Below are 16,855 nucleotides of genomic sequence, written 5' to 3'. Positions count from 1 at the left end.
CTTTGTACGTGAAGCGCGGTTTTTTGCTTTTTGCTTTACACTAACGTCTTCACGATCCGCTACTTTACTGTTCCCGGTATTCCTGCGGTGTCATTCCGAATTTATCACGAAACACCTTGATGAAATATTGGGAGTTGGCATACCCCATTTTTTCCGAAATCTCATATACCTTATCCTGCGAATGGTTAAGCAGGTAGAGAGCAAGATCCATTTTCACACTTAAAATATACTCACTTAAACTGATGCCTTGAAGTTGTTTAAACAGTTTGGAGACGTACACCGGGTGCAAGGATACATGGTCTGCAATCGATTGAAGACTGAGGGAGTGCAGATTAGAAGAAATAAATGTCTTGATCTGGTGAATGACATGATGTTGCTCATCAAATGACTGTTCTTCCAGCTTTATACGCAGCCGCTCAAGCATGTTATCCGCCCAGTCCGTAAGTTGAGATACCGAACGAAAGGGCACGCGAGGAACCCATTCGTTTCCTACCAGATCAGACAACAACGCTTGATTTTTGTGAGCAATGTAATGAAAGGCCGATAACAATACAATCTGAATCTCATCCAGATGTTCTTCCGTTTGTTCAGGTAGCGCGCTATACCCGGTCTTAATTCGGTGTAAACGCTCTGTGAATACGTCCCATTGTCCAGTTTCAAGCAGATGATTAAAGGTCGGCGGTTCATATAATGTATGCAGCGAACGTATGGAGACGGAACGATAACCTTCCTCCAGTGGCAGGAAGTATCCGGTACCGTTGCCTACTTGCTTTTTAAGTGCGGATATTGCCTGCTCGTACATGTCACGGATATCATGCTGGAGTGCACCCTTATGGCTAAGAATAACCGAAATGCCACCTTTCAGGTATTCATTAACATTGTGATGCAACTGCAGGGAAAGATGGGTGAGATCTTGATTTTGCTTCGTAAGCTGCTCACTGTGATTCGTCTCTGGTGAAGTATCAATTTCGTTGGCTACAGGTCCAGCGGGCTTTAACAAAAAGACCAGATAATCGTAATGATCCCTGCAATGCCAGGTATGAAAAGCCGTATTAAATAACTCACACGCAATGTTGGTCACAGCGTATTCAAACAATTGCAGACTGGTCGTCGTATACCTGGTGAAATGCTCTTCCAGCCGCACCAGAACAAGCTGTACTTCATCTTGGGCTTGGAAGGGCAGATGATAATGGTCCAACTTGTCGTTCAAAACATCTTCTGAATAACGATGACCTTCAATCAGTTGATTCAGTAACCTGTCCTTCAGCGAAGGCAGGTGCTCACGAAATGAGTTCAGAGCTTGTTCATAGGACAAGGCCTTGCGAAGTTGCTCTTCAATGGACAGCACGGTTTGCTCCAGACAGGAGGCCAGCTTTTCGACATCCAGCGGTTTCAATAAATACTCGACAACACCATATTTCGTCGCTTCTTTGGCATACTCAAACTCGGCATAACCGGTAAGCAAAATGCAGGGAAGGTTGGGTTTCACCGCCTTGATCTGCCGTATCAGTTCAAGTCCATTCATGACGGGCATTGAAATATCGGTGATCACAATGTCTACCGTTTGTTCCTCCAGAATGGATAATGCCTGCATGCCGGAGTATGCTTTATGAATACGCTCAATACGATATTGGTCCCATGGAAATGAGATTTCCAGATCGTCAATCACATAGGATTCATCGTCAACTAACAAAATCTGATGCATCTGCAATATCCTCCTTATGTATAGTAATGATGTACGTGGTACCTTCATATAAGTTAGATTGTATGGACAAGCCTGATCGTTTGCCAAATGTAAGCTTGATTCGCTGATTCACATTTCGAACTCCTGTTCCAATCTGTTCTTCTGGACGCGTTAATTCATCCATATGCCCGCTAATGAGTGCAAGCCGTTCTGCCGGCATGCCTACGCCATTGTCTGCAACCGTGATACGTATGAACTCCTGATCCTGCGCTGCACGAATTGTAATTTTCCCAGGACGCATGGAAGGTTCTATCCCGTGTTTGACACCATTTTCAACGAGCGGTTGCAGGATCATGCGAGGAATACGAAAGGATAGAAGCTGTTTTGGCACATCGATTTCACAGGTAATACTTTTTTTTCGCATATGTATGATAGACATGTAATGATTCACAAACCGAAGCTCTTCACCAAGTGTTGTATCCATATCTTCAATGCGGTGAATATAACGGCAATAGGCAGCCAGTTCCAGGGTCATGGCGGTCACGGATTCATAGTCTTTGACACTGGATTTACTCCGAATATAATTAAGACAGTTGTATAGAAAATGTGGATTGATCTGGGCTTGATACTGCTTTAGCCTGGCCTCTTTCACCGAAAGCTCTCCAAGCAACACCTGCTCTATTAGCGTTTGGGTATTCTCGGCCATCCTATTAAACGATCGACCCAATATTCGAAACTCAAGAGTCTGTGTTTCATCAACTCGACTGGAGAAATCTCCCCGGTCAAAACGATCAATCGCTTTGCGCAGACGAATAATCGGTTGTTGGATCTGATTCCGCAGCGCTAGAGTATAAAGCAGAGAAAGAAGGAGCAATGCCACAAGAGCCAGCACAAACAACGTATTGTTACGTGAAATAGACTGTTGAAGCTGATTAGTGAGATGGTAATCAATAAAGTACAAATCGAGAATACTTGCTTTCATATAACTGATGAAATAATTCTGATCCTGATATGCAATTTCGAAGAAACCGCTATCATCTCTGAGTTGTGGAATAACCTGTTCATCCGCTTCCGCAAGTTGTGAGGAGCCTGCCCCCCGGATTGGTGTCTTAAAATGCGAATCATAGAGCATTGGTGTTCCGGAAGTATATTCAGACATCATTTTCTGCAACACCTCCAAGGATATTCGGATCTCAATGTACATCGGTCCTCGATGTCCCTTGGTAAGATGCGAATAATACCCCGTACCATCCTTGTTCATATGTAACGTCCATTTATCCAGCGGATCTTTGGACATGACAAACGGCTGAAATGAAAATTCACGGTCCGAAGATACGGTAGCCTTCTCATCCGGATAATACAGAATGATCGTATTGTTCCAAGCCGTTGAAGCACTGTTAAGGGCCAACTTCTCCATCAGCTCGAGTTTGGCTTTGTATTTAGCAAAATCATTCCCGTAAGTGAGAGCATACGTATATCCTCTAACCGACTGATCCTCGGATAATGTCAGCGCATTCATTAGTACCTGCTCAAATTGATTAGACAGCTGGGAGGACATGAACCGTACTTCGCCCAGTTTATTCTTCTGTAGTTCACGCTGAATTTCGTCTACATTTAATCGATAGATCCACCAGAAGATCAGTATAATTAGTACGAACATCAAAACCAGACCAAGTGCCAGCTTCTGAAAAATAGAGGCGTTCTCTTTTGAAAACTTTTCCTTCAACATGTCGTATCCTCCTGTGCAGCAAAGAACCGTAATCACTATTCTTTATTCTATAATACCTTGCTTTATTAGGGGAAGAAACAACGGAGCGAGGGAGTCGCTTGCGCCCTTAGCCAAGTGTAAAATGTTAATGCCCGGTTAAACATTTATGATAAACAGAGATAGTTCAAAGGTTGGAGGTGCAGTATGGAGACTCCACAGTTCTCTTGTAAAGTTTATTTCAAATACAGGGGGATATCACATGGAAAAATACTACCTATCCCGATGCTCCATCCCTGTTAAAAGGACTCTATGCGATGAATGGATATTACGGCGTGGAATCTTTGATGGGGGCGATCTCATTTAGAGCTGACCCTAATGGAAACGTGGAGAGTTCCCGAGAAGTCGATAAGAAACGTTTTTATGAAATTTTATCAGGTACATTATAGAGCTAAAGAACGAACTTCAATATGATACATTATCCAGTACAGGGTAAACAGGAAAACTAATCTTGAAGACCTAAGCAGATCGTATTGAAATTCCATCGGATATGCTTAAAAATGTGGCAAAGCTGCCACGGGCAATAGAGCGTTCGTGGAGCTATCCTTGGCTCCGGATGGTGTGCAGACACCAATGACTACAAATGAACACAATACCTCCTACCGAACTATAAGCGGCAGAAGGTATTGTGTTTTTTTAATGAGTTTAACATGCCAAACCCTATGATGTGGGTAAGGATAGTTCTCTTGACAGAAATAGGTACTATATCCCATAATAAGTTACTGGAGGTGTGTAAAAGGTTAAAAGTGGAAAATGAAGGCTTTTCTTTGGCTGATTGATTTACTCATGAACTTAAAAGGGACGGTGCATGCATGATTCAAATTGATCATTTGACAAAAAAATTCCCGAATCAGAAAGGTTTGTTTGATGTTAGTATCCAGGTTGAAAAAGGGCAGATATTTGGTTATCTTGGACCGAATGGAGCTGGGAAATCAACCACCATTCGTCATTTGATGGGATATATGCAGCCTGACATCGGTAAAGCAACGATCAACGGATATGATTGCTGGGAAGAATCAGACAAGATACATAGCATATTAGGGTATGTGCCCGGTGAAATCTCTTTTGTAGAAGGCATGACTGCGGCAGGTTTTTTGGATGCCATGGCAGGCATGAGGAAGTTAAAGTCAACCTCTCGGCGCAAGGAATTAATTGAAACATTTGATTTGGATATGAGAGTACCCATCCGGAAAATGTCAAAAGGGATGAAACAAAAACTGGCGATCATTAATGCTTTCATGCACGATCCGGAGATAATAATTCTTGATGAACCGAGCTCTGGTCTGGACCCTCTGATGCAAAAAATCTTTGTAGATCTGTTGCATGAGGAGAAGAGTAAAGGGAAAACCATTCTCATCTCATCTCATATTTTCAGTGAACTAGAGGATACTGCGGATACTATTGCTATTATCCGTAGAGGTAAAATAATAACAGTTCAGGAACTGTCCCTTTTAAAAGGTGAGATGGCTGCTAATAGTTATGAGATTGAGTTTTACAATCAGGAAGATCTTCAGACGATTATTCAGTCTGGGCTTGTTATACTAAGCCACTCAGAGAATAAAGCAGTTATTTCTGTGGATCGTGACATTAGCCAGATTTTGAAGCAAATCAGCCAATTTCCTATTAAATCCTTGGACATACCGAGGCAGCGCTTGGAAGACGCATTTATGAAATATTATTATGACGAGGAGGCTTAAGTCATGAACTTCTCCTTATATAAAGCGATGATTAAAGGCCATGGGAAGTTTCTATTTACTTGTGCTTTCTCCAGTTTTCTCTGTTTGTACTTACTCGTAATGAGCTTCCCGTTGTTGTCCGATTCGCAGCAATTTAATGATGTGATTAACAGCTTACCCCCGAGTCTTATGGAGGCATTTGGAATTCAGGGAAATATGACAAATGCCGTGGAATATATGGCTATGAATTTTTTTAATTCGCTCTATCTGTATATACTGATGGCTTACACGATTCTGACAGCTTGCCAGTTAGTCAGCAGATTTGTGGATCGAGGATCCATGGCATATTTGTTATCGACTCCAGTGACGAGAATGAGAGTGATTAATACACAAGCGTTAATTCTGCTAACAGGGCTTTTTATATTGTGTCTATCCACTTACCTCGGCGGGTATTTCGGAGTGCTTTCATTTGTTGAGAACGATGCATTTAATTTAGGTGTCTTTACAGAATTGAATATTATAGTCATGCTGATATTTCTTGTCATCGGATCTTATTCTTTTCTGTTCTCCTGTATCTTCAATGAAGAAAAAACGGCGCTTGGAGCAGGCTTTGGAGTTACGCTATTCTTCTATGGACTTGATATGGCCAGCAAATTGTCTGATCAGCTTTCATGGATGAAATATTTTACGATATTCACTTTGTATCAGCCTGAGAAAATCATTCAGGGAACTTATAATACAGTGACCATAAGTATTGTGTTAATTGTTGTATCTGTTATTTTTTTCGCAGCGTCATCCTTTATATTCAAAAAAAGAGATCTGTCTTTGTAATGGTATCCATTCACTGGTGACGGGGAGAGAAGACAAGTGAAACTATTCTGCCTACCGTATGCAGGAGGTTCAGCAACTTACTATTTAAAGTGGAAGAGACAATTGGATCGAGATATGGTCTTGATCCCCTTGGAACTCTCTGGCCGGGGAGCTAGGTTCGAAGAACCTCTGTACCAAAACTTTCAAGATGCGGTGGAGGATCTTTACAATCACTTATTAAGAGAACTGGACTCGGATGAGCCCTATGCTATTTTTGGCCATAGCATGGGAGCATTACTTGCTTTCGAGTTATATCGGAAACTGCAGTTTCACGAAAATTTTCTTCCCCGACATATGTTTTTTTCAGGTAAAGAAGCACCACATATTAACCTATTTATGACCCGCAGAGAAGATATTCATACGCTTCCGGATGATCGTTTTTTAGAAAAAATAAAAGAATACAATGGCGTTACAGAGGAATTTCTTAATAATCGTGAACTGATTGACATGTTCCTACCTGTTATTCGGTCTGATTTCCGTATGGTTGAGACCTACCGATTTAATACCAATTGTAATAGAATGCATTGCCCTATAACGGTTTTAAGAGGCAGCCATGATTACATGACAGAAGAGGAAGTTCAAGCGTGGGAGACGTACACTACAGGAACCTGTGCTGTAGTTACTTTGGATGGCGGACATTTTTTTATTGATGAGCATTTATCTCAGGTAATCCATATTATTCATTCCAGTATAAAGGTTAAGCATGACTAATATTATAACCGAGGTGAACAATGAACTCTTCTATTAATAAAGAGATACAACAGGTTGTAAAGGAACTGGAAAAAAGCATTCATAGTCTGCCGTTTATTGAGAAATCCGGAATCATAGTCACTGAAACTGAACACTCGATCCCCCCGGTGCACCTTAACGATCTTTTCCCCGATGGTTACTTTGAAGCGATACGCAATCCATTCATTCCAGATAGCATCCTTCCCAAGTCTGCGGTTATTGAACAAGAAGCCGTGAATCTAAACAAACCTGCCATTAGTTATGGGGCTCCTCTAGATATTGAGCCCAGCCACCCTGCAACCTTACAACAGTTGTTGAAAAATGCAGCTAACATGCATGGAAGTCGGGGGATAACCTTTATTTCCCGAGATGGTTTAGAGAACTTCTATAGTTATGCTGAACTCTTGCATGAAGCTCAGTGCTTACTGTATGGATTGAAAGAGCAAGGTCTGCAGCCTGGCGATTCGGTTATTTTCCAGTTTAAAGACAACAAAAAAATTATTATTTCCTTCTGGGCTTGTGTATTGGGCGGATTCTTACCAACTCCAATAGCGATAGCACCTATTTACTCCGAGATGAATGCTTTGCTGACGAAAATTTATAATTCGTGGTGTTTACTTGGCCGTCCTGTCATATTGTCGGAGCTTGAACTTGAACCAAAGCTGGCAGAACTCGAAGTTCTCTGGAATGAAAGTACAGTGCAAGTAGCCTGTTTTGAAAAGATAAAAGCAAACGCTCCTGACACGAATTGGTTCGAAGCCACTGCAGACAGCTTTGTTCTCAATCTGCTTACTTCGGGAAGTACTGGCATACCCAAATGTGTACAGCATCGTAACAGTTCAATTATTTGGAGAACCATTGCTACTTCCGTTCACAATCAGTTTAATCATCAGGATATTTCACTAAACTGGATGCCATTGGATCATGTTGGCGGTATTGTAATGTTCCATGTAAGAGATGTTTATCTGGGATGTACGCAAGTCATTGGCCATATAGACAGTGTTGTGAATAACCCGTTAATCTGGCTGGATTGGATAGATAAACATAGAGCAACGTTGACTTGGGCACCCAACTTTGCCTTCTCTATGTTAAACGATGCCGTTGCGACAGCTGGTGAACGAAACTGGGACTTGTCTTCGATGCGTTATGTCTTAAATGGAGGAGAAGCAGTTGTAGGTAAGGTAGCACACCATTTTCTCAATCTGCTAAAACCCTTTCACCTTCCAGGCAATGCGCTTATTCCCGCTTACGGAATGTCAGAAACTTCATCGGGTATTGTTGAATCCAATCTTCTAATGCGGGACACTTCTTCGGGAATCCATTACATAGACAAAAACTCGCTAAATGGTACAATTCGACATGTTTCCGCCGACAATCCAAATCATGTAGTGTTTACAGAATCAGGTACGCCAATCCCGGGTGTGGCATTACGAATTGTTGACAGCGCGAATACCATTCTAAATGAAGGAAATATCGGTCGTTTGCAAGTCAGCAGCCCCACCATCATGAACGGTTATTACAAGAATGACAAGGCTAATCAAGAATCTTTTATTGATGGATGGTTTGAAACCGGGGACTTGGGATTCTTAATCGACGGAAGACTTACGGTTACTGGTAGGGCTAAGGACGTTATCATCATAAACGGAAACAATCATTATAATTACGATATTGAGGCAGCTATAGAGGAGATCGACGGAATTGAGGTTACCTATGTAGCTGCGTGTGCCATTCCAGATGAACACCATGTAGACCAACTCGCCATATTCTTTGTCCCGGATCAAGATTCAAATTCCCAACTGCCTCACATGATAGACAAAATTAAAAATGACGTCAGTCGAAAATTTGGTCTCTATCCTGCCATCATCGTCCCCTTATCTAAAGCTGAGTTTCCTAAGACCAACAGCGGAAAAATTCAACGCAATGAGTTGATTCAAAAGTATCAAAACGGTGATTTCATATCGACAAAAAAACAAATTGATATCTTGCTAAGAAATGAAAATACGCTTCCAGACTGGAGCTATAGACAGAAGTGGATAAGCTGCGAACTCGGTGAAACAGAAACTAGCGGAATGAATGCCGCGAATACGATTGTTTTTGCCAAGTCGCTAGAGGAAACACCTCTGGCACTTCAGGAAGGAATTCTGATATTAAAAGGGGAAAAATTCCGCCAAATCGATTCCAGACATTATTATATCAATCCTGCTAATCCAGTCGATTATCAGTATCTTATGGATTGCTTAGCGGAAGAAGACTTCTCGATAGAGTGCATTGTTCATTTGTGGAACACAGGTCCGAAAAAAGAGATTGGCTCGGTTCATGACCTGAAAGAAGCTCAACTGGATACAAGTATTAGTCTGCTGTATTTAAGTAAAGCGTTGAAAAAATGCGCTGATCGAAATATTCAACTTTTCATGGTGACCTCCCAGGCAGTAGGGGCATCAGAGAATGAGCCCGTTCATTTTGAACAAGCGACTATTCCAGGCTTAATTAAAACGATTTCCCATGAATTGCCCTTTGTTTATTCTAAGCAAATAGATATAACAGGCAATGACAATATGGAATTAATGAAAATTTTGGACCGAGAGTCGGTTGCACAGGATCAAAACCGGGTTGTTGCCTACAGAAATCACTGTCGCTTGATTCCTGTCATTGAGAAGATGGATATGCTCACCACAGCGAGTTGCCAACTTCCCTTTAAGAAACAAGGACTGTACATAGTGACCGGTGGATTAGGCGGGATTGGTCTGCTTGTATGCGAACAGCTTCTGGAACAATATGCAGCTAACATTCTGGTTATTGGCAGGACACTCCTGACTGACCCTCAAAAAAAAGAAGCTTTCGAGGGTCTGAAAAATAAAGAAATAGCTGGCGGAACGATCCGATATGAGACGGCTCTTCTGACAGATCATATTCAAATATCGAACCTGATTGCAGAATTTGAAGCAGAACATGAGCAATCTCTAAGCGGGATTATTCATCTTGCAGGTATTATTCAGGAATATCTCATGGAAGATCAGACTCAAGAGCAATTGGATGAAATGTATGAAGCCAAGGTTTACGGTACTTGGGTGCTTCATCAGCTTGTGAAGGATAAGAAAGATATCTTGTTTATTTCGTCGTCATCAGCCAGAACCTTACGTTCCGGAATGACCGTAGGCGCGTATTGCTCTGCCAATCAATTTATGGAGATTTTCACGACTTATCAGAATCAATCTCCTCATATGCAAGCTTACTGCTTCTCCTGGAGCTTGTGGGATGAGCTGGGGATGGGCAGCGGCTTAATTATAAAAAATCAATTGGGGAGCAGAGGATACAGTCCGATCAATAAACAGAACGGAATTTTGTCCTTGTGGGCTGGCTTGAGATCTGCGGAGCCTGTGCAATTCATTGGTCTAAACGGTGCGAAGAAGGAAATTCAGGAACTAAGTCATGTTGATCTTCATCCCGTTCATCAGATCACCATATTTATTCAGACCGCGGTCGAATTTGATCAACACGCTCTGAACGATGGATTTAAAGAACTGGCTGCAACATCGGCAGGGACGGAAATCGCAGTGATTGAACTCAAACGGATGGAACGAATACCTCTTGATGAAACCGGAGAAGTTGATCTAAGAATGCTGGCAGAGCTTTCAACGCCCACTAGGCGAGCAGAGAGCAGTCCAAGAAATGATTTGGACCAAACCCTTATCATGTGCTGGAAAAGAATCCTTAAAGATTCCCATATTACAATAGATGACCATTTCTTTGAACTGGGTGGAAATTCATTGCAAGCAACTCAATTAATCTCGGTTCTGCGCAGCGAAATTGATGTTCAGGTGGAACTCGAAGACTTATTTAACTTTCCTGAACTGAAGGTGCTCTCTGATGTCCTGAATGAAAGGCTGTATAACGATCAACGGGGCAACGTAGCGCCTGTTGTTTCCAGAGTTCGCGGTTCAATGGTCAAGATGTCGTCTGCACAGAAACGGCAATGGGTTCTGTATGAGCTCGAGCCCAATAATCCCTTCTACAACAACACGGTATGTGTTCATGTGAAGGGACGTATTCACACAGGATATATGGAGCAGGCGTTCCAAGAAGTTATCCGGCGTCATGACATTTTGAGAACAACCTTTGACGTTCATGAGGATCAGTCTGTTCAGATTATTCAACCGCAATCATCCATTAAAACTGTAATTCGTGATCTCTCTTCAATGGGGGAGGAATCCCTAAGCGAGATTGTGGATACTCTTATTCAAAAGGAATCTATGCTTCCATTTGATCTGGTCAATGGTCCGGTTTGCCGATTCCAGATTATTAGAACAGGAGAAGACCACTGCACGCTTATTATATCCATTCATCACATTGTCTCGGATGGATGGTCTGTTGGTGTATTGCTTCAAGAATTTTCGCATAATTACTTCTTACTGCTGGATGGGCATCCTCTCCCGGCAGAAGAGCTGGAGATTCAATATGCCGATTTTGCCCTTTGGCAAGAAGAGTGGTTTCAAAGTGATGAGCATCATAAACAGATGGCTTACTGGAAAAAGCAATTAGAAGGCGAGCTTCCTGTGCTGGACTTGCCAACGGACAAGCCGCGGCCAGATATCCAAACCTATCGGGGCACGGTAGAAGTGCTTCAGATCGGCAAGGGCCTCACAGAACATTTAAAAAGGATGGCTCAGGAAGAAGGGGCCACATTATACATGGTTTTATTGGCAGGATTCGCAGCACTTCTCAAGCGTTATTCCAACCAGGATGAACTCCTGATGGGCTCCTTGTTTGCCAATCGGAATCGAAGAGAAGTAGAACCGCTTATTGGATTTTTCACCAATACACTGCCTTTACGACTAACATGCCAGGGCACATTCCGTGAATTTCTAAAAGATGTAAAGTCAACGGTGCTCGATGCACAACGAAATCAGGATATTCAGTTTGAAGAGATTATAGAGCACTTAAATGTCGAACGTGATCCGTCCAGACACCCACTGTTTCAAACCATGTTTGTCCTTCAAAATGCACCTATGGAGCCGGTAACCCATACAGAAGCAAGGATGGAAGCAGATATTTATTACAATGAGACCTCCAAATTTGATTTGTCCATGCAAGTTTTCGAAGATAAAGGCGAATTGAAGGTTGTCTTGGAATACAGTACCGATCTTTATGTTCAATCTTCTATGCAACGGATGCTGAAACATTATAGAACACTTCTGGAAGGGGCAGTAAGCGCTCCGTCCCGCGCAGTGGATTCTTATGAGGTCATTACTCCGGAAGAGAAATTGCAGATTCTCGAAGATTGGCAATCCCCTCTGGTTACGCAAGAGGTTGACCACGGAGAAACGTTAGTAACTTTGTTTGAACGAGCTGTAAGGGAAACGCCTGATTCTTGTGCGCTAATATATGAAGGCGAGCGGATGACCTATAGTGAATTGAATACACAGTCTAACAAACTTGCATCGTTTTTGCTGCAGCAAGGTTTAGAGCAAGATGAAATCATTGGCATCATGACCGAACGCTCCTTCATGATGATTATTAGTATTCTAGCGGTACTCAAAGCAGGATGTGCTTATATGCCTGTTGATCCTGCATTTCCTGTAGAACGCATCAGCTATATGATTGATGATAGCCGGGTGCGAAAGGTTTTGGTGCAAAATAGCCTGGCTGATAAGGTAAGCGGAGTTGCAGAGGCAGTTGATCTTGACAACCCTGAGATTTATGCAGGTGACGGCGAAAATATAAACGTGAACCTCGATTCGAAGCAATTAGCTTATGTCATCTATACATCAGGCACTACTGGTAAACCGAAGGGAGTCATGATTGAGCATGCGAGTGTAGTCAACATTATCTCGGATCTTCAGGATAAATACCCTCTGGAGAAGACAGATGCTTATTTATTCAAAACGCCTGTAACCTTTGATGTATCTGTTGCGGAATTGTTTGGATGGTTTCATCGAGGAGGAAGCCTGGTCATTCTCAAGCAAGGAGAAGAGAAAGAACCTCTTGCAATTCTCAAAGCCATCTACACTTACGGGATTACGCACATTAATTTTGTACCTTCTATGCTTAATGCCTTTATGAACTCTCTGGAGGCTGTTGAATACCGGCAGTTACTCTCTCTCAAATATGTATTTGCAGCAGGGGAGGCAATATCCAGAGACACTATACGACAGTTTTATAGTATTACAGACAAAACACGCTTGGAAAATATTTATGGACCTACTGAATCTACCATTTATGCTACCCGATATTCTTTAGACAACAATCAGGGTTCAGGGCCGGTTCCGATAGGCTCACCTATGCGTAATATTGGCATCTTAATCGTAAACTCCTGTAATCAGTTACAGCCTATAGGTGTTATTGGAGAGTTATGTATTGGTGGGGCAGGTCTTGCAAGAGGTTACATTAATAATGAAAAGTTAAGCAGGGAAAAATTTGTGGACCATCCGCTTAAGGTTGGAAGCAAATTATATCGTACCGGGGATTTGGCACGATGGACAGAAGAGGGCCAGATTGAATACTTGGGCCGTATCGACCATCAAGTGAAAATCAGGGGAATCCGGATTGAATTGAGCGAAATTGAGACTACAATTCTTCAGCACGAAGAAGTCAAAGAATGTGTAGTAACTACGATAAGCGATTCTATTGGAAACAAACGTCTTGCTGCCTATCTTGTTCTTTCAAGTGAGTTGAGCATGGATTGGCCGGAGTATTTGAGAGATCGGTTACCTGAATATATGATCCCACACTATTTCGTAAAGCTGGACGCATTGCCTACCAATGCCAGTGGCAAAACAGATCGAAAGGCTCTGCCCGAGCCGGAAGCTAATTCAATGAAGGACAATGAGAATTATCTTGAGCCGGCTGACGAGACAGAACAGATACTGGCAGGAGTTTGGGAAGAGTTACTGGGAGTCACACGCGTGGGCAGAAGCGATGATTTTTTCAAACTGGGCGGCGATTCTATAGCGATTATTCAAATGATTTCCCGCTTACGCAAGCAGGGATATCGTCTTGAGCCGAAAGCTGTTTATCGGAATAAGACCATTGCTCAACTAGGCCGCAAAATAACCAAGACCGTTCAAAACAAGATCGAAACTCAAGTTGACGTGACTGGCGAAATCAAACTTACACCTATTCAGCAATGGTTCTTTAATGAGAATTTCTCTAATCCTGAGCATTGGAATTTATCCGCTTTCTTCACGCTTGCGGCTCCATATCCAGAACATATAATTAAGCAGGCCCTGTTGGACGTTATAAATCACCATGATGGACTAAGAATTAGCTTCTCGGGCAACATCGAGGATATTCGACAAATCAATCAGCCCATCATCCACGACATTTTAATGCATACTGTGGACTGTACCGGAATGTCCTTAGAAGCCCAAAACGCAGTTATTCTGGAAGAATCTAACCGGGCACAACAATCCATGAAACTGGATACAAGCCTTCTCATCAGACCTGTACTGTTCAAATGCTGTGACGATACGCAGAAGCTACTGCTGGTGGTCCATCACTTAATCGTCGATGGCGTATCCTGGAGAATTATTGCTGAAGACCTGAGGCTCTTGCTGGATGCAAAGATGAATAATGAACAAGTAGAGCTTATGGCCAAAACAACTTCATTTAAGGAATGGGCTGAAGCGCAACATAACTATGCCCAAGGTACTGAAATACAGGCAGAGCTGCCTTATTGGAAGAGAACCGCCCTAAGTATTAACCGCTTTGCGGAAGAGTTGTTCCATGACTTTGGTGTTGAAAACGATGGAACCACCATCTCTGTTGTATTCAATAAGGATTACACGCACAATCTGCTGAGAACTGCCAACCAGCCTTACAATACGGATATTAATGACCTGCTGTTAACTGCTCTTTATAGAGCAACCAGAGCTTTTAGCGGTAATGACACTTTGTCCGTAATGCTGGAGGGCCATGGACGGGAGTATATAGTGGAGGATCTCGATGTCACCAGAACTGTAGGCTGGTTCACAAGTGCTTATCCGGTTGTTCTGAAGGAGAATAGCGAATTAATCGGCCAGCAGGTCAAAGGAGTTAAAGAGACGCTCCGGGCTGTTCCGAATAAGGGTATCGGATATGGTATTTTGAAGTATTTAACCAGGGATGCAGAGCTTTGTGCTGGCCAAACGCCTTCTGTACTTTTTAATTATCTCGGTCAGATGGATGGAAGTTCCTCCTTCAATATGGAACTGGCGAGTGAGTCTAATGGGAATTTCCATAGTCCTGCCGCCAAACGTTCTTATCTGTTGGAATTGAACAGCATGGTCATACATGATGAGTTAATTGTCAGAATCTCAGTGACGAAGGACATGGTGCAACGCGGAATGGCAGCAGCGCTGGTGTCGTATATTGAGCAGGAGGTCATAGCAGTTGCAGATCATTGTGTAAATGAGGCTTACAGGGAGTTTACAGCATCGGATTTTCCACTAGCAGATTTATCCTTGGATGAGCTTTCCAAGATCCCTGCATCAACCGAGGATGTCTATCCACTTTCTCCGATGCAGCAGGGCATGTTATACCATGCACTGTCTGATGATGTGTCATCTTCTTATAGCGGCAGAATACATGCCTACTTAGATGGTATGCTGGTACCTTCCTTGATGCAAACAGCATGGGAGGAAATGGCAGACAGACATCCTATTTTGCGAACAACTTATCTATGGGAAGGCCGGACAGAGCCTGTTCAGCTTGTGCGTAAAAACCTGAGCAACCCGATTGAATGTATACGTGTTAATGGAGAAGAAGAACGGGAGCAACAAATCCAGGCTTTCACGAACAGGGCCTTCAATCTGGAGAACGAAGCTCCTGTACGGATCATGTTTCTGGGGAGTGAGTCCGACCAGAACATGAATCAACTGATTTGCAGCTTTCATCATATTGCCTTGGACGGATGGAGTGTATTTGCATTACTAAGCGAACTTCTCGGTATATATGATGCTCTTTACAACAACCGTAAAATTGGGCTGTCCCACGTGCCACATTACAAGGAGTACATCCAGTGGTATTTGACCCAGGACCGGCACAAGGCAAAGGAATTTTGGAGGGAATATCTCAAAGGAATAAAAGTGGCAACTCCGCTGCCAGGCGTTGTACTAAACCGTGACGGAGAGACTTCGCCGCAGATCAGAGATATGACCAAGCTCACCTATACAATTCAGTCTGGAACTACTGAGCTCATTCAACAATTCACCAGACAACAACCTTATACATTAAATACATTGCTGCAAGCAGCTTGGGGATTGCTCTTAAGCCGGTACACTGGCAAGGAAGACGTATTATACGGATGTACCGTTTCAGGAAGGCCGCATACAATTCCGGATGTAGAAAAGATGATCGGGCTCTTTATTAACTCCCTGCCATTAAGGGTTAATCTGACTCAGTGCAGAACAACGGCTGAACTGTTAGAGAATCTTCAGACGTCCACCTTAGACATTAAGGAATACGAATACAGTTTATTGCCCGAAATTCAAGAAGTCAGTACCGTTCCTTTTGGAGAGGCTTTGTTCCACTCTTTACTGATATACCAGAACTACCCTGTAGATACGGATATGACTAATTCTAATAGAGCGCTGAAACTCGATCACGTGCAAGGCTCTGTTGATATTAACTATGACCTTATTATAGAGATAGCCCCACGGGATCAAAGCATTTTGTTTGAAGTTTACTATAACCAGTCTTTGTGGGACCAGGATTTCATAGACCGGCTGTTCTATAATTTTGAGAATGTGCTGAAGTCCTTAGTCATGGATTGCAATCAGAACTTGGCTGACATTTTGGTTCTGTCCACAGAAGAGAGTGAAACCATTCTTCGACATTTTGCCAATAACGTTAAAGTAGAAGTGTTATACGAAGACCAGGAAGAAATATATAAAGGTGTAAACGACCCGGAAATAAGCACAGAAGTATATATTCTTGATCCTTGGCAGCAGCCGGTCCCAATAGGAATTCCGGGGGAAATATGCGTAGCCAGCGATGACCTGTACCGGGATTGCGGAAGCTGGGCGGAATGGATGACTGAACACGAGATAACTCATTTCCTCGCTCCCACCAGCGGTAAGCGTTTGTACAAGACCGGTGATATTGGAATGTGGCAAGGGAATGGCACGATAAAAATATTAGACCTGGTATAGGGGA

Annotated in this window: 6 protein-coding genes; 4 read left to right on the top strand and 2 right to left on the bottom strand. The window is 42.7% G+C overall.

All coding sequences use genetic code 11. The features are described from left to right. Positions 1–64: 64 nt before the first annotated feature. Together M3629_RS09260 and M3629_RS09255 are read right to left on the bottom strand one after the other, a co-directional pair. On the bottom strand, positions 65–1,705 hold the full coding sequence (locus M3629_RS09260; protein ID WP_251505031.1) for a response regulator: 1,641 nt from the start codon (positions 1,703–1,705) through the stop codon (positions 65–67). Further along, positions 1,683–3,413 (bottom strand): sensor histidine kinase, encoded by a 1,731-nt coding sequence (locus tag M3629_RS09255; RefSeq protein ID WP_251505029.1) that lies wholly within the window; start codon positions 3,411–3,413, stop codon positions 1,683–1,685. The genes M3629_RS09260 and M3629_RS09255 overlap by 23 nt, the downstream gene beginning before the upstream one ends. An 848-nt stretch (positions 3,414–4,261) precedes the next feature. Here M3629_RS09255 and M3629_RS09250 point away from each other — a divergent pair. Genes M3629_RS09250 through M3629_RS09235 form a run of 4 tightly spaced genes read left to right on the top strand, consistent with a single transcriptional unit; the run spans position 4,262 to position 16,851 of the window. Continuing rightward, positions 4,262–5,146, top strand: a complete 885-nt coding sequence (locus tag M3629_RS09250) for an ABC transporter ATP-binding protein (RefSeq protein WP_251505027.1) — start codon at positions 4,262–4,264, stop codon at positions 5,144–5,146. 3 nt (positions 5,147–5,149) lie between these two features. Then, a complete protein-coding gene (locus tag M3629_RS09245; protein WP_251505025.1) occupies positions 5,150–5,956 on the top strand; it encodes an ABC transporter permease subunit in 807 nt (268 codons plus the stop codon). A 36-nt stretch (positions 5,957–5,992) separates the two neighbouring features. Continuing rightward, positions 5,993–6,706, top strand: a complete 714-nt coding sequence (locus tag M3629_RS09240; protein WP_251505023.1) for a thioesterase II family protein — start codon at positions 5,993–5,995, stop codon at positions 6,704–6,706. Positions 6,707–6,726: 20 nt separating this feature from the next. Continuing rightward, positions 6,727–16,851, top strand: a complete 10,125-nt coding sequence (locus tag M3629_RS09235) for a non-ribosomal peptide synthetase (protein WP_251505020.1) — start codon at positions 6,727–6,729, stop codon at positions 16,849–16,851. Positions 16,852–16,855 lie beyond the last annotated feature (4 nt).

It is taken from the genome of Paenibacillus polysaccharolyticus (assembly GCF_023714295.1).
GTDB lineage: Bacteria > Bacillota > Bacilli > Paenibacillales > Paenibacillaceae > Paenibacillus > Paenibacillus polysaccharolyticus_A.
This window is presented reverse-complemented; position numbering and strand designations above follow the sequence as displayed.

Bases quoted from the DNA above. Each gene is read 5' to 3' on its own strand.
- M3629_RS09235 (WP_251505020.1), top strand. From the start codon at position 6,727: ATGAACTCTTCTATTAATAAAGAGATACAACAGGTTGTAAAGGAACTG.
- M3629_RS09260 (WP_251505031.1), bottom strand. From the start codon at position 1,705: ATGCATCAGATTTTGTTAGTTGACGATGAATCCTATGTGATTGACGAT.
- M3629_RS09255 (WP_251505029.1), bottom strand. From the start codon at position 3,413: ATGTTGAAGGAAAAGTTTTCAAAAGAGAACGCCTCTATTTTTCAGAAG.
- M3629_RS09245 (WP_251505025.1), top strand. From the start codon at position 5,150: ATGAACTTCTCCTTATATAAAGCGATGATTAAAGGCCATGGGAAGTTT.
- M3629_RS09250 (WP_251505027.1), top strand. From the start codon at position 4,262: ATGATTCAAATTGATCATTTGACAAAAAAATTCCCGAATCAGAAAGGT.